We start from the raw sequence: 15,045 nt of genomic DNA on the forward strand, positions 1-15,045 counted from the left end.
AAGATAGAAACAAAGAGGAGAGGATCGATTATGAAGAAGAACATCGTTTTAGCTATGACAACAGCAGCGGTCATTGCTGCTCTTACAGGATGCGGAAGCTCCAAGACCACTGAGACAACGGCAGCAGCAACAACGGCAGCTGAGACAACAACAGCCGACGCGACAACAGCGGCTGAATCAAAGGAAGCGGATAAGACAGAGGCAGCAGCCGCAGCGGAAGGTTCCTTAAAGGCACTTGAGAATGTAGATCCGAATGGCCATCTCGGAAAAGTTCTTGCGGCAGGAAAGATCACAATGGGAACATCCCCTGATTTCGCTCCGTGGGAATTCAAGGATGTCAGCAGTGGAACAACCGAGTATGTCGGTGCCGATGTGGAGCTTGCAAAATACATCGCTGAGAAGCTTGGCGTAGAACTTGAGATCAAGCCGATGGAGTTCTCAGCAATCCAGCAGGCAGTTACTTCCGGAAACATTGATATGGGTATCTCCGGCTTCGCTTACACAGATGAGCGTGCAGAGGCTATGGGACTTTCCGAGCGTTATAATGTAAACACGAAGAAAGGTCAGGGCCTTTTAGTTAAGAAGGAACTTGCTTCCCAGTACAATACAGCAGAATCCTTCGCAGGCAAGAAGGTTGCTACCCAGAACGCAACCTTACAGAACAAGCTTGCTACAGAGCAGCTTCCGTCTGACGTTCAGATCCAGTTAGTGACAAATATAACAGACGGTGTTATGATGTTAACAACAGGCAAGGTTGACGCACTCGCTGTATCCGGTGATAACGGTGAATCCCTTGCAAAGACATATGATGATATCGCAATGGCAGATTTCATGTTTGACTATTCAAGTGAAGGTAACGTTATCGCGGTCAAGAAAGGCGATGATGATCTCTTAAATGCGATCAACGAAGTGATCGTTGAAGTTAACGAGAAAGGTCTCTATGAGCAGTGGAGAGAAGAGGCGGTTGCCCTTGCTGAGAAGCTCGGTATCGAGACGAACTAATTTCGGAGCAGATCGTTTCGTTCCGTGATGGAAGATCTGCGAAGGCCGGAATTGGTTTTCACTTCAGGTTACAGAAAATACAGAGCTCGGTCTTTCCGGTGAAGATGCCGGAAAGACCTTTGTCTGTTTTCAAGTTTATCTACGAAAGGAGTTTTCCAGATGGAGTTTCTTAACGTCATGTTAAAAGTCTGGATGAAGTACTGGAGCTTATTCTTACAGGGTCTTGGAATGACACTGTTTATGGGTCTCCTCACTGTCCTCATCAGTACCGTTTTCGGTTCTCTGATGGCACTGATGCGCCGCAGCAACGTGGGCATCGGAAAATTTAAGCCGCTCCGGCTGATCGCTACCGTTTATGTCGAAATTATCCGCGGTACGCCGATCCTGCTGCAGTTATATTTCTTCTACTTTATGCTGCCGACCTGGCTTCCGTTCTTCAACTTGAGCGAGTTTACATGCGTTATGACTGCTTGCTGCGTAAACTCTACCGCTTATGTCTGTGAGATCGTCCGCGCAGGTATTCAGGCTGTCGATGTCGGACAGACAGAAGCTGCCCGTTCTCTGGGCTTAAACGCGCGTCAGACCATGATCCATATCGTTCTCCCGCAGGCAGTTAAGAATATTCTTCCGGCGCTCTGCAACGAGTTCGTAGCGATCGTCAAGGAGACATCTCTGGCGTCCACGTTCTTTATCGGAGAACTTATGACCCAGTTTAAGACCATCAACGGTCTTACATTCCGTGTACTTGAGCCGTTGACCATCGTTGGTATCATTTACTTCGGCGTGACATTTATCATGTCCAAGCTGATTGCTTTACTGGAGAGGAGGATGAACGCAAGTGAGCGCTAATGAAAAAGAACTGATCCGTGTAGAAGATCTGCACAAATCCTTCGGCAGTCTTCAGGTATTAAAAGGTGTTACCGAGCATGTCAACCATGGAGAGGTTGTCTCCGTCATCGGACCGTCCGGCGGCGGTAAAAGTACCTTCTTACGCTGCTTAAACCTTCTCGAGACACCGACATCCGGTAAGATCTATTTTGAGGGGACCGATATCACCGACAAGAATGTCGATATCAACCTTCACCGTCAGAAGATGGGAATGGTATTCCAGCACTTTAATGTATTCAATAATCTTACAGTTGGAAAAAACGTAACGCTTGCTCCTGTCCTTCTTGGAAAGAAAACCCAGAAGGAAGCCGACGAGATGATGCGGGAGCTTTTAAGCCGCGTTGGTCTTGCGGATAAGGAAAACCAGTTTCCGAAGAAGCTCTCCGGCGGACAGAAACAGCGTCTTGCGATCGTGCGCGCGCTGGCGATGGAACCGGATGTTATGCTTTTTGATGAGCCGACTTCCGCCCTTGATCCGGAGATGGTAGGAGAGGTCCTTCATGTTATCAAGGACCTTGTAAAGACAGGAATGACTACTGTGATCGTAACCCATGAGATGGGCTTTGCGAGGGAGGTTTCCGACCGCGTATTCTTTATGGATGGCGGCGTGATCGCGGAGAAAGGTACTCCGGATGAGGTCTTTAATCATCCGCAGAATCCGAGGACACAGGAATTTTTAAGCAAGGTATTATACTGATGAAAGAACAGCGGGAAAAGCTGTTTTAACAGGAACTATGAGAAGCACGCTTTGCGAGCTTCTCAAGTTATCGCGGCAGTCGCCAAGGTCTCATGCAAGCATGGACTTTGGCTCGTTGCTCGCGTAAGTCATATCCCGTTTAGGCAGACTTTTGGAGTCTTGCCTGGCGGGATTTTTGAAAGGAGAACATGACATGTCAGCATCCAAACAGACAGCATTCGATTATATCGACGAAAAATCCGGCGTGATCACCGACGTATCCGATAAGATCTGGGACTATGCGGAGCTTTCCCTGAGAGAGTACAAATCCGGTGAACTTTACGCAAAGGTATTAAAAGAAGAAGGATTTACTGTCGAACATCCCTTTGACAACATTGAGACTGCATTCCGCGCTTCCTACGGTTCCGGAAAGCCGGTGATCGGTATTCTGGCTGAGTATGATGCTCTGACAGGTCTTTCCCAGATCGCCGGATCTGAGACCAGAAAAGAGCTTGTCGCAGACGGAAACGGCCACGGCTGCGGCCACAACCTTTTAGGTGCGGGTTCCATGGCTGCGGCTTTTGCTATAAAAAAATATCTGGAAGAAAAAGGTGAGGGAAGCGGTAAAGTGATCCTTTACGGCTGCCCTGGTGAGGAAGGCGCCGCTACAAAAGCATTTATGGCAAGAGACGGCGTGTTCGCGGAGTGCGACGCGGCTCTTACCTGGCATCCGGGCAATGTGAATCAGGTCACTTCCGGTACCTGCAACACCTGTATCCAGACAGAGTATAAGTTTACCGGTGTTGCCTCCCATGCGGCGGGCGCACCGGACAAGGGACGTTCTGCCCTCGACGCGGTGGAGCTTATGAACATTGGCGTCCAGTTCTTAAGAGAGCATATGCCGGACAGCGCGAGGATCCATTACTCCATCACAGATGCCGGTGGAGATTCTCCGAACGTGGTACAGCCGAAGGCACAGGTCCTCTATATGGTCCGCTCCATCTGGGTAAAGGACGCGCTGGAGCTTCAGGAGAGAGTCGACCGTATTGCTCTTGCGGCATCCATGATGACAGATACAAAGATGGAGAAGAAGTTTATCGACGGCTGCTCCAATACCGTTCCGAACAAGGTCCTGGAGTCCCTTATGTGGGATAACTTCAATGATCTCGGTGTCTGCCATTACACGGAAGAAGAATTAAAGTACGCGAAAGTCCTCTACGATTCCGTTGAGATGAAGTCTGATAAGCTTCCGGGAGATGCGACGGAGGACAGCAGCGATATCTACGAATATGTTGATGAGAAGTCCAAACACGGCACAACACCGATGAATGAGTTCCTTGTCCCGTATCTCTACTATGAGAAACCGAGAATGGGATCCACGGATGTCGGTGATGTGAGCTGGTGCATTCCGACGGCGCAGATCAATACTTCCACATTCCCGGCACAGGCGCCGGGACATTCCTGGCAGAATGTCTCCTGTGGACGTACATCCATTGCCCACAAGAATATGCTGTTAGCGGGAAAGGTCATCGCGGCTACCGCGATCGATCTCATGGAGAAGCCGGATGTTTTACAGGCAGCGAAGGACGAGTTCAACAAGAAGATGAAACGTTATGGCGGCTATACCTGCCCGGTTCCGCAGGGCGCAGTTCCGGTCATCCCGGGTGAGAAGATGTAAGAGGCGACATGGCGGAGTCTCTGAAAGAAAAAGAATAGAATGACTGTAAGTCCGGCAGGACAGGGGAAGGCGGAGATACTCTGCAAAAGACCTGGCCTGCCGGGCTGTTTTATCTCAATGGGAGCTGAACGAAAAAATTTCAGAAATTTTACATATTTTTCAGTAAAAGGACAGGAATCGTGGTTCTAAAATGCCTTAAAATATGATATACTATAAAAGTATATTCTTAGGACGGAGAACAAATGTACGCCCGTGGGAATGACGGGCTGCGCCGGAAAAGGAGGCGGTCAGGTATGAATATCAGGGAAACGATGGAACAGTGGGAACGCCAGAATCTGAGTCCTTACGCGTCGTTAAGCAGTGAGACACTGGGGCGTGACCGGGAGGAACCGCTCTGCGATATCCGCCCTGCCTATCAGCGTGATCGTGACCGGATCCTGCACAGCAAGTCATTCCGGCGCCTGAAAGACAAGACCCAGGTTTTCCTCGCTCCGGAAGGGGACCACTACCGGACGAGACTGACCCATACGTTAGAGGTATCCCAGATCGCGAGAACGATCGCAAAGGCACTCCGGATGAATGAGTCCCTGACTGAGGCGATCGCCTTGGGGCATGATCTCGGCCACACACCTTTCGGACATGCGGGGGAATACATATTGAATGAGATCTGCGAGGACGGCTTCGCCCACTATAAGCAGAGCGTCCGGGTGGTGGAGATCCTGGAAAAAAAGGGACAGGGGTTGAACCTCACAAAGGAAGTCCGCGACGGAATGTTAAACCACAGAACGTCCGGAAATCCGGCGACCATGGAGGGAAAGATCGTGCGGTTCTCCGATAAAATCGCATACATCAATCATGATATCGACGACGCGATCCGCGGAAAGATCATTACCGAGCGGGATATTCCGAGAGAATACGCGGATGTACTTGGGGATACCGTAAAGGACCGCCTGAATATCATGATCCATGATATTATCAATAACAGTATGGACAGGCCATCGATCTTTATGTCCCCGGACGTAGAGCGGGCCATGCGGGGCTTGAGGGAATGGATGTTTGAACATGTGTATCGCAATCCTGCCGCAAAGGGCGAGGAGGGAAGAGCCCAGCAGCTGATCGTGACACTTTACGAATACTACCTGAAGCATGTGGACGAGCTGCCGGAAGAGTACCTGGCGATGATGGAGCTTCGCGGGGAGAAGAGAGAGCGGGTCGTCTGTGATTATATTGCCGGGATGAGCGATGGATATGCCATCGACCGGTTTGAAGAATTATTTGTACCGAAAGGCTGGAATGTCTGAGAGACGGATCCGGCGGATCTGCGAGGTTTCTGAGAGGAAAGTGCAGAGCGGTTTTGCGGAAAATACATATCGCGGGAGGGATGAAGCGTGTATTACCCGGAAGAAGTGATCGAGGAAGTACGAACAAGAAATGACATCGTGGACATCGTGTCCCAGTATGTGAATTTAAAGAAAAAGGGCGCAAACTATTTCGGATTGTGCCCGTTTCATAATGAGAAATCCCCGTCCTTTTCCGTTTCACCGGGAAAGCAGATGTATTACTGCTTCGGATGCGGAGCAGGCGGAAATGTCATCACCTTTGTGATGGAATATGAAAATTATACCTTCGTGGAAGCGGTGAAGATGCTGGCGGACCGGGCGGGGATCGCCCTGCCGGAGGTGGAATACTCAAAGGAGGCGAGAGCCCAGGCAGACTTGAAAAATACGCTCCTTGAGATCAACCGCCTTGCGGCGAACTTCTTTTATTATCAGTTAAAGCAGCCGTCAGGAAAGGTCGGATATGACTATTTTAAGGAGAAACGCCGTCTGACGGACGATACGATCCGCCACTTCGGTCTTGGGTATTCCAGTAAGGTGCCGGATGACCTTTACCGGTATATGAGGTCGAAGGGATACAACGACGATATTTTAAAAGAGACAGGTCTTTTCTTTATCGATGAGAGGGGAGCCAGAGATAAATTCTGGAACCGTGTCATGTTCCCGATCTTAGACGTCAATAACCGTGTCATCGGTTTCGGCGGCCGTGTAATGGGGGACGGGGAGCCGAAATATTTAAACTCCCCGGAGACGAAGATCTTTGATAAGAGCCGGAATCTCTACGGACTTAATTTCGCGAGAACGTCCAGGGCGAAATATATGCTGATCTGTGAAGGCTATGTGGACGTGATCGCTATGCATCAGGCCGGATTTACGAACGCTGTGGCATCTCTGGGGACCGCGTTTACGTCCCAGCACGCGATGCTTTTAAAGCGCTACACGGATCAGGTAGTCCTGACCTACGACAGCGATGGGGCGGGAGTGAAGGCGGCGCTCCGCGCGATTCCGATCTTAAAAGAGGTTGGAATGTCCATCAAGGTTTTGAATATGAAGCCCTATAAGGACCCGGACGAGTTTATCAAGAATCTTGGGAAAGAGGAATTCCAGAAGCGGATCGACAATGCCGTCGGAAGCTTTATGTTCGAAATCTCCGTGATCCGGAGCCAGTACAACATGCAGGACCCGGAGTCGAAGACAGGGTTTTATAACGCCATCGCGAAGAAGCTTCTGGAGTTTCCGGAAAAGCTGGAGCGTGATAATTACACGGAAGCCGTTGCAAGGGAGTATATGATCCCGGAGACGGATCTCAAAAACCTCGTGAACTCCATGGGCGGACTCATCGGAGTGACCACAAGGGAGCGGGAGTACGATAAGGAGCGGATCCGCCAGAAAAAGGAGAAGGAGGACGGGATCCGGAAGTCCCAGAGACTGCTTCTCACCTGGCTCATCGAGCGTCCGCAGCTTTTCGAAAAGATTCGCGGCATTATCACACCGGAGGATTTTGACGACGAGCTTTACAGAGAAGCGGCATCCATGGTCTTCGATGAATATGAAAAAACAGGAAGCGTGAACCCTGCGCAGATCCTGAATCATTTCATCGAGGGCGAGGAACAATACAGGGAAGTGGCGGCCTTATTCCACGCGAGTCTCAGCGAGTCCTTAAATAATGAGGAACAGAGGAGAGCACTCTCGGAGACCGTCAAAAAGATAAAGAAACACAGTCTGGAGGTAAAGGGAAAAACAGCAGATATCAGAGAGTTACAGGAAATCATCAGGCAGCAGTCAGCACTGGCTGTCCTGAATATCACACTTGACTGAGAGAAGCAGAAGCAAAAAGGCAGACACGAGGAACGTCAGGTGCCGGGAAGGATGGGATTATGGAGGAAAAGACACTTACATTTGAAGAGAAGTTATCAAAACTTCTGGAACTCGCAAAAAGTAAAAAGAACGTCCTTGATGAAAAGGAAGTTCTGGATGCCTTTGCGGGGGAAGAACTGACACCCGAGAAGCTGGACCGCATATACGACTTCCTGGATAAAAAACATGTCGACGTCTTAAAAATGTCGAACGATGATGATATGGATCCGGATCTGTTTTCGGAGGATGAAGATGCAGATCCGGAGGATGAGATTGATGTGGAGCATATCGATCTATCCGTACCGGAGGGGATCGGTGTAGATGATCCGGTCCGGATGTACTTAAAAGAGATCGGAAAAGTGCCGCTGCTTTCCCCGGATGAGGAGATCGAACTGGCAAAGAAGATCGAGCTCGGTGACGAGGAGGCAAAGAAGAAGCTTGCGGAGTCGAACCTGCGTCTTGTGGTGAGTATCGCAAAACGGTATGCCGGACGGGGCATGCAGCTGCTCGACCTGATCCAGGAGGGAAATCTTGGACTCATTAAGGCAGTCGAGAAGTTTGATTACCGAAAAGGCTATAAATTCAGCACCTACGCGACCTGGTGGATCCGTCAGGCGATTACCCGCGCCATTGCGGATCAAGCGAGAACGATCCGGATTCCGGTACACATGGTGGAGACCATCAACCGTCTTGTGCGGACCCAGAGACAGTTAGTCCAGAAGCTTGGCCGTGAGGCCACGCCAGAGGAGCTCGCGAAGGAGCTCGATATGCCGGTGGAACGTGTCCGTGAGATCATGAAGATCTCTCAGGATCCGGTGTCCTTAGAGACTCCGATCGGCGAGGAGGAGGACAGCCACCTCGGGGACTTTATCCAGGATAATAATGTGGAAGTCCCGGCGGATGCCGCGACCTACACGCTGCTCCACGAACAGCTGATGGATGTGTTGTCAACGCTCACTGAGAGGGAACAGAAAGTGCTGCGCCTAAGATTTGGCCTGGATGACGGAAGACCGAGGACTCTGGAGGAGGTCGGAAGACAGTTCAACGTGACGAGGGAGCGGATCCGCCAGATCGAGGCGAAGGCCCTTAGAAAACTGCGCCATCCGAGCAGGAGTAAGATCTTGAAAGATTATCTGGATGAGTAAAAAGATATGGGAAGCAGGAAAAGACCTGTGCAGGAAAAGGCAGTCAGGGATGGCCTGTCTGTGTGCTCCGGGGCGAAGTTAAACTGCCGGGAAATACAAAAAGGCGGCTGCGAAATCGAAAAGCAGTCGTGTGAAAGAGAAATGGAGAAATTGATATGAAATTATCAGAACGCCTGGAGCTGGTGCTCTCGTTTGTGGAACCTGGGGAGTCCGCGGCAGACGTTGGGACGGACCACGGACATGTTCCGGTGGAGCTTGTCAGGAGAGCGATCGTGAAGAAGGCCGTGGCTATGGATGTGCGGAAAGGCCCGTTATCCAGGGCGACGGAGAATATTGCCCTGGCTGGACTTGCGGATAAGATCGAGACGAGACTTTCTGACGGTGTCGCAAAACTTCAGCCCGGTGAGGCAGATTCTGTCGTGATCGCGGGAATGGGCGGCGAGCTGATCATTAAGATCCTGGAAAACGGAAGACATATGTGGGATTCAGTGAAACAGTGGGTCTTATCGCCGCAGTCGGAGATCTTTAAGGTCAGAAGATGGCTTTTTGAGAACGGTTTTGTGATCCGGAAGGAAGATATGGTCCTTGAAGACGGGAAGTTTTATACGGTGATGGATGTGCGGAGAGAGAAAGACGCAGATTCTGAGGGAAAAACAGTGGATCCGGATGTTTTAAGCCTTTCTGAGGACAGCCGCATGCTCTACGGCGATTATCTGATCCAAACGAAGAATCCGGTTCTTCTTACATATCTGAAGGAGGAAGAGACGAAGCTTCTGCGGTTCATCGAGGATCTTTCCGCGAAAGCGGGGGATTCCGAACGGGCGGCAGAGCGGCTTTCCGAGTTGAAATTACAGTTAAAAGAAAATCAGGAGGTACAGCATGAAATGCAGGGAGATCATTGAAATCTTAGAGACGCTTGCGCCGAAGTCCTGTGCCTGTGACTGGGATAATCCGGGACTTTTAGCGGGGCGGATCGACAAGGACGTGAAGAAGATCCTTTTGACGCTGGACGCGGATGATGCGGCGGTGGAGCGGGCGAAGGAGATCGGGGCAGATATGCTGTTAAGCCATCATCCGCTGATCTTTAAGCCGGTGAAGCATGTTTCGGACGAAGATTTTATTGGAAGACGGCTTGTGTCCCTGATCCAGTCGGATGTGTCATACTATGCGATGCATACAAATTTTGATTCGGCGCCGGGGTGCATGGCGGATATTGTGGCGGACCGGTTGAATTTTACCGATCAGAAGCCGCTGGAGGCCATGGGAGAGATTTCCGGGACGGAGTACGGAATCGGTAAGACAGGATCGCTGAAAGTGCCTATGAAGGGCTTGGAGCTCGTGCGAGAGGTTAAGAACCGGTTTGGACTTCCGTTTGTGACCGTTTATGGAAGTGAACTCTATGAGGATACTCCAATTGTGAAGGCAGCTACCTGCCCGGGGGCAGGTGGAAGTGAGCTTAAGGAGGCACTGAAGGCAGGCGCTCAGGCGTTTATCACCGGGGATATCAGCCACCATGAGGGGATCGACGCGGCGGCTCAGGGGATGATGATCATTGATGCAGGGCATTATGGGCTGGAGCATATCTTTATGGATTTTATGGAAGGTTTTTTGAAGGAGAAGCTGCCTGCTGATATTGAGGTCGTGAAGATGGCGGTGAAGTTTCCTGCGGTCGTTGTGTAGGTAATTGGCTTCGGGGACGCACCGATCCGGTCAGCCTCCGCCCCCGGGCTGAGATGATTTTCGGGGAGGTTTCTCTAAGCTTGCATGCGAATGCTAAGGGCGGAGAAAAGGTGACACAACTCGCTTCGCTCAGACAAGTGTCACCTTTCCTCCAACGCATTCACCTGCGAGCTAAGAGGAAGCCAATCCCCGAAAAACAGGCGCCCGGGATCGGAGGCAGACCGGTGCTATAGATCGAAGTGAAATGGCTGTTGCTGATGTTGTGAATATCATCAGCGGAGAGGTTGTGGGAGGTGGTTTTATGGCAGTTGTTAAGGTGAATGGAATCGAAAGATCGTATCCGGAGGGAACAACCTATCTGGAGATCGCGCGAGATTTTCAGGATCAGTATGAGAATGATATCCTGCTTGTGCGGGTCAATGGAAAGCTCAGGGAGCTTGAAAAGACTCTGGCGGGAGATTCTGAGATTTCCTTTATCACATCGAAGGAAAACGCAGGTTATAAGACGTACGAGCGCAGTGCGATCTTTCTGATGCTAAAGGCGTTTTATGAGGTAATTCCGCGAGAGAAGATCAAGAAGATCCAGATCGACTTTGCTCTGGGAAACGGGATCTACGGGGAGCTCGTCGGGAATGTTACGGTGGACGAGAAGTTGCTTTCTGAAGTGAAGGCGCATATGGAGAAGCTTAGGGACGCGGCGATTCCGGTGAAAAAGCGGAGTGTCAATACAGATGACGCGGTGGAGCTTTTTGGAAAGCATGGGATGCATGATAAGGAGCAGCTGTTCCAGTATCGTCGGGCATCGCGGGTGAATATTTACAGCATTGGGGAGTTTGAGGACTATTTTTATGGATATATGGTTCCGGACACCAGTTATGTGAAGTATTTTGACCTTGTTCCGTGTCATGCGGGATTTTTGCTCCTTCTTCCGGTGAAAACGGATCCGAAACATGTGGAGCATCCGGCGATCCGGGAGAAGCTGTTTTCAATCCTGCATTCTTCCTACCGCTGGAGTGACAGCCTGGAGGTGCCGAACGTCGGCGCATTAAATAAGATGATCGTGGACGGCAGAGGGCAGGATCTGATCCTGATGCAGGAGGCGCTGCAGGAGAAAAATATCGGTCAGGTTGCTGAGAAGGCAGTGAAGGATCCGGACCGCAGGATCGTGATGATCGCGGGACCGTCTTCGTCCGGTAAGACAACCTTCAGCCACAGGCTTTCAACCCAGTTTGCGGCGCTGGGATACAATCCGCATCCGATCTCCGTGGACAACTATTTCCGCAACCGGGAAGAGTATCCGCTTGACGAGAACGGGCAGCCGGATTTTGAGGCGCTTGGGTGCGTGGATATTCCACAGTTTAATGAGGATATGAACGCTCTGCTCTCCGGTAAGACCATCGAACTTCCACGGTTTAACTTTAAGACCGGTAAGAGGGAATACAAAGGCGAAATGCTGAAGCTTGGAAAGAAGGATATTCTCGTCATCGAGGGCATCCACTGCCTGAATGACGCGATGTCCTCAGAACTTCCGAAGGACAGTAAATTTAAGATCTACATCAGCGCCCTGACTCAGTTGAATGTGGATGAGCACAACCGGATCCCGACAACTGACGGACGACTGATCCGCCGGATGGTGCGGGACGCGAGAACAAGAGGAACCTCCGCGTTAGAGACGATCGAGCGCTGGCCGTCGGTGCGCCGCGGCGAGGACAAGAATATCTTCCCGTACCAGGAGAGCGCCGATGTGATGTTTAACTCCGCGCTTGTGTATGAGCTTGCGGTATTGAAGCTCTATGCGGAACCGCTGCTCTTCAATATCCCGAGAGACAGGGAAGAGTATGATGAGGCGAAGCGGCTTCTCAAATTCCTGGACTATTTCCTTGCCATCGACAGTGATGTGATCCCGAAGACTTCGATTCTCAGGGAGTTTATCGGGGGAAGCTGTCTGAACGTGTAGTTGTATCCGTTTTTTCTGTGGTATTTTCATAGGAGTGTGCATCCATATGGACATTATCTGTAAAGTTACTGTTCACGCCTTGCGCAAACAGTAACTGATTTTGCCGATGCTTCGCATTCCAAATCGGCAAAATCCACTACCGCCACTGTATTGTACGGAATTTTCAGTTCAGAAAATTCCTACCCGTGTACAGTAACTCTGTAAAAGCCGTAACGAAAAAATATAAACACACGTCTGGACATCAAAATAAATATATGCTAAAATAAACAAGTTCTGAGTAAGACAGATGGTCGCTGCTGCAATCCTAAGGGATGCAGGAGAGGAAAGTCCGGGCTTCAAAGGGCAGGGTGCCGGATAACGTCCGGCGAAGGCGACTTCAGAGACAGTGCAACAGAAATAAACCGCATGGAAACATGTAAGGGTGGAAAGGCAGTGTAAGAGACTACCGCCTCACTGGTAACAGGGAGGGCACATGCAAACCTCACTCGAAGCAAGGCCAAACAGGAAGCATAAGGCGGCCCGTCTGCTTCCGGGTAGGCCGCTTGAGCCGTCCGGTGACGGACGGTCTAGATAGATGACCATCCAACGACATAACCCGGCTTATCGTCTTGCTCAGAATATTGAATATGGAAAATGATGAAGACTGCTTTTCAGTATCGAATGATAAGGTTTTGAAAAGCGGTCTTTTTAGAATATCGAATCAATTTTGGGGTACTATTATGATGACGCTTTATCTAGTACAATCCACTTTAAATAACAAACTATTTTAATTCACATTCCTATTTATGGTACAATTGAACCATCGGAGGTGTCAATTATGCCTAATACAATTAAAACTATTTCTTTAACAGATGATGATAAATCTTACTTAAATAAACTGCTGACTCAGAGCACTTTGGAAATTCGCGTTTATCAATGTGCCAGAATCCTTCTGCTCAAATCTGAGGGTGCATCTAACGAAGCAATTGCTGACAAACTGGATATTGGAATCGGTGTGGTAAAACGTTGTCTTAATAAATTTAAAGAGAACAGTGTTGAAGCTTCTTTACATGATAACAACGGCCGTGGAAGAAAAGCGGAAATCACCGATGACGATATCACCTGGGTAATCAGTAAAGCTTGCCAAAAACCGAAGGATTACGGCTATTCTGCTGAATTCTGATATCCCATGAGTTTCAGGAAATTCATCAACTCTATAGCAGAAGCGGAAGGACATCTTCGTAGGGCAACAGTAGCTGAAACAACGCTTCGGAAAATTCTGAGCAATGCAAGGATCAAACCATTTCAGGTGTCTTATTACTGCGAAAGACGGGATCCTGAGTTTGATGCAAAAATGCATGATGTCCTTGTTATCCACAAGCAGATTGAAATGCAGTTTGACAAGGATGGAAAACTGATTCCCTTTGAGAAAGATGCCGTACATACCCTGTTTTATGATGAAAAGCCAGGAATTCAGGCAATTGCTACCACAGGTGAAGACCGTCCACCGATTCCGAATACAGATAAAAGCAGTGGCTATCAGCGAGATTATGAGTATGTCAGGTTGGAGACCCTCTCTCTGCTTGCAGCGATTGATTTGCTCTCAGGAGAAGCAATTCCATTAGTAAGTGAAACTCATAAAAGTTCTGACTTTATGACCTTTCTAAAGAAGAGATTGATTTCATAGTGTATGAGCTGCTTCAGCAGAAAACAAAAACAAAAAAGCACCAAAACCAATTTCACGAAAGAGAAAGTCTATCCAGAATTAGCATAAAACGATAGTTTGAAATAGGCTTCTAATTTGCGTGAATCATACTAGTATGGAGGATTTAAAAACTTTTAAGGGAAAGATATTTTGGAAACTGGTTTATCCCGTCAAAGTAAATGTCGATGGAGTTGTTTATGAATTGAACTATTATGTTGATATAGATGCAATTTCTGGCAATATCTTGGAAATTGCACATGATGTATATTAAGGAATTCTTAGGAGGTAAGTATATGAAAAAGTATTTTATTGCCCTATCTATTATGATGTTGATGTTATCTGCATGTGGGCACAGTAATGATAGAATTGATTTTCCACAAGCAGTATTATCGACACCAACAAGCATTAAAGTAAATAATGGTATTTCGGAAATATATTTAACACCGGAGCAGTTGGAGTTCTCAGAAGTGGTTGCTTTAATTGAAAGGAATTGGTGGAAGACTATTAAAGATATCAATGAGCCTCTTACTGATGCCAATTTAAAAGATATGGATGCGCCAATAAAAATATTAAATACTTTCTCAGAAAAAGAACTTTCAAATCAAGATATTTTAATAAGCTTTTATTATAAGGAACCAATAAAGTGGAAAAATGTAATTAACAGTAGCAATGAAGGAGATTTATTTAAGATTATATCTTACGTATTTATTCTTGATACAACATTTTCAGAAGAAAATAACAAAGGAATTATGCTTATTTCAGAAGATGAAAATGTATTTAATAAGTCGAATATGTATGAATATTATTATAATAAATCTCTGATCCCTTTAATAAAAGGACTTTTTGAGAGCAATTACAGTAATGAGTAAGCCATTATTTCGGTGGATAATATAGATAGCGTTTGATTGTATTAATACGTAAAAAAGTTGGTAGAAAAATCTTTCTATCAGCTTTTTTTCTGGTGCGCCTGGCGGCGCACGTTTCTAACGGGTCAAAGTCCCGAATCCGCCCGGTAGTGGGAAGGATATAGCCGAAGGCAAGGGTGTCCATCGTGAGATGGAATCTGGAGGAAGCTGGATGTGAGGAACATACTAACTCACGGGCAAATGAATATTCCGTTGCGGCGAAGCCGTCTGTCCGG

13 protein-coding genes and 1 other RNA gene are annotated in these 15,045 nt (G+C 48.5%); all 14 read left to right on the forward strand.

The window, feature by feature from the left end; genetic code table 11:
• Positions 1 to 30 precede the first annotated feature (30 nt).
• The 14 genes from DXA87_RS12505 (at position 31) to DXA87_RS12565 (ending at position 14,773) form a co-directional block, all read left to right on the forward strand.
• Positions 31 to 1,002, forward strand: a complete 972-nt coding sequence (locus tag DXA87_RS12505; protein ID WP_117504651.1) for a transporter substrate-binding domain-containing protein — start codon at positions 31 to 33, stop codon at positions 1,000 to 1,002.
• 159 nt (positions 1,003 to 1,161) lie between these two features.
• On the forward strand, positions 1,162 to 1,851 hold the full coding sequence (locus tag DXA87_RS12510; RefSeq protein ID WP_117504653.1) for an amino acid ABC transporter permease: 690 nt from the start codon (positions 1,162 to 1,164) through the stop codon (positions 1,849 to 1,851).
• A 10-nt stretch (positions 1,852 to 1,861) separates the two neighbouring features.
• Entirely contained in the window at positions 1,862 to 2,587 is a 726-nt protein-coding gene (locus DXA87_RS12515; protein ID WP_117504671.1) for an amino acid ABC transporter ATP-binding protein, read from the forward strand.
• Between the two features lie 193 nt (positions 2,588 to 2,780).
• Entirely contained in the window at positions 2,781 to 4,244 is a 1,464-nt protein-coding gene (locus DXA87_RS12520) for a M20 family metallopeptidase (RefSeq protein WP_117504655.1), read from the forward strand.
• A gap of 293 nt (positions 4,245 to 4,537) precedes the next feature.
• On the forward strand, positions 4,538 to 5,545 hold the full coding sequence (locus DXA87_RS12525; RefSeq protein WP_015554152.1) for a deoxyguanosinetriphosphate triphosphohydrolase: 1,008 nt from the start codon (positions 4,538 to 4,540) through the stop codon (positions 5,543 to 5,545).
• An 87-nt stretch (positions 5,546 to 5,632) separates the two neighbouring features.
• Complete coding sequence (gene dnaG, locus DXA87_RS12530) at positions 5,633 to 7,399, forward strand: DNA primase (protein ID WP_117504657.1); 1,767 nt, start codon at positions 5,633 to 5,635, stop codon at positions 7,397 to 7,399.
• Positions 7,400 to 7,458: 59 nt separating this feature from the next.
• Positions 7,459 to 8,583, forward strand: a complete 1,125-nt coding sequence (rpoD, locus tag DXA87_RS12535) for an RNA polymerase sigma factor RpoD (RefSeq protein ID WP_117504659.1) — start codon at positions 7,459 to 7,461, stop codon at positions 8,581 to 8,583.
• 155 nt (positions 8,584 to 8,738) lie between these two features.
• The gene (locus tag DXA87_RS12540; RefSeq protein WP_117504661.1) at positions 8,739 to 9,485 is read left to right on the forward strand and encodes a class I SAM-dependent methyltransferase; all 747 of its coding nucleotides are present in this window, start codon (positions 8,739 to 8,741) and stop codon (positions 9,483 to 9,485) included.
• Positions 9,463 to 10,263, forward strand: coding sequence for a Nif3-like dinuclear metal center hexameric protein (locus DXA87_RS12545; protein WP_117504663.1), 801 nt, complete (start codon positions 9,463 to 9,465; stop codon positions 10,261 to 10,263). Before DXA87_RS12540 ends, DXA87_RS12545 begins: the two co-directional genes overlap by 23 nt.
• 301 nt (positions 10,264 to 10,564) lie before the next feature.
• Entirely contained in the window at positions 10,565 to 12,220 is a 1,656-nt protein-coding gene (locus DXA87_RS12550) for a nucleoside kinase (protein ID WP_117504673.1), read from the forward strand.
• 274 nt (positions 12,221 to 12,494) lie between these two features.
• An RNA gene (rnpB, locus tag DXA87_RS12555) (RNase P RNA component class A) lies at positions 12,495 to 12,839 on the forward strand.
• Positions 12,840 to 13,037: 198 nt separating this feature from the next.
• Positions 13,038 to 13,382, forward strand: a complete 345-nt coding sequence (locus DXA87_RS18440; RefSeq protein WP_242990604.1) for a hypothetical protein — start codon at positions 13,038 to 13,040, stop codon at positions 13,380 to 13,382.
• Positions 13,383 to 13,388: 6 nt separating this feature from the next.
• The gene (locus DXA87_RS18445) at positions 13,389 to 13,886 is read left to right on the forward strand and encodes a hypothetical protein (RefSeq protein ID WP_242998062.1); all 498 of its coding nucleotides are present in this window, start codon (positions 13,389 to 13,391) and stop codon (positions 13,884 to 13,886) included.
• 311 nt (positions 13,887 to 14,197) lie between these two features.
• Positions 14,198 to 14,773, forward strand: a complete 576-nt coding sequence (locus DXA87_RS12565) for a hypothetical protein (RefSeq protein ID WP_117469377.1) — start codon at positions 14,198 to 14,200, stop codon at positions 14,771 to 14,773.
• The last annotated feature ends 272 nt before the right edge of the window (positions 14,774 to 15,045 follow it).

This window comes from Desulfotomaculum sp. OF05-3, from assembly GCF_003435535.1.
GTDB classification, from domain to species: Bacteria; Bacillota; Clostridia; order Lachnospirales; family Lachnospiraceae; genus Pilosibacter; species Pilosibacter fragilis.

Excerpts from the sequence above, each read along its gene's own strand:
- DXA87_RS18440 (WP_242990604.1), top strand. The coding sequence starts at position 13,038 with ATGCCTAATACAATTAAAACTATTTCTTTAACAGATGATGATAAATCT.
- DXA87_RS18445 (WP_242998062.1), top strand. The coding sequence starts at position 13,389 with ATGAGTTTCAGGAAATTCATCAACTCTATAGCAGAAGCGGAAGGACAT.
- DXA87_RS12550 (WP_117504673.1), top strand. The coding sequence starts at position 10,565 with ATGGCAGTTGTTAAGGTGAATGGAATCGAAAGATCGTATCCGGAGGGA.
- DXA87_RS12520 (WP_117504655.1), top strand. The coding sequence starts at position 2,781 with ATGTCAGCATCCAAACAGACAGCATTCGATTATATCGACGAAAAATCC.
- DXA87_RS12525 (WP_015554152.1), top strand. The coding sequence starts at position 4,538 with ATGAATATCAGGGAAACGATGGAACAGTGGGAACGCCAGAATCTGAGT.
- DXA87_RS12510 (WP_117504653.1), top strand. The coding sequence starts at position 1,162 with ATGGAGTTTCTTAACGTCATGTTAAAAGTCTGGATGAAGTACTGGAGC.
- DXA87_RS12565 (WP_117469377.1), top strand. The coding sequence starts at position 14,198 with ATGAAAAAGTATTTTATTGCCCTATCTATTATGATGTTGATGTTATCT.
- rpoD (WP_117504659.1), top strand. The coding sequence starts at position 7,459 with ATGGAGGAAAAGACACTTACATTTGAAGAGAAGTTATCAAAACTTCTG.
- DXA87_RS12545 (WP_117504663.1), top strand. The coding sequence starts at position 9,463 with ATGAAATGCAGGGAGATCATTGAAATCTTAGAGACGCTTGCGCCGAAG.
- DXA87_RS12540 (WP_117504661.1), top strand. The coding sequence starts at position 8,739 with ATGAAATTATCAGAACGCCTGGAGCTGGTGCTCTCGTTTGTGGAACCT.
- DXA87_RS12505 (WP_117504651.1), top strand. The coding sequence starts at position 31 with ATGAAGAAGAACATCGTTTTAGCTATGACAACAGCAGCGGTCATTGCT.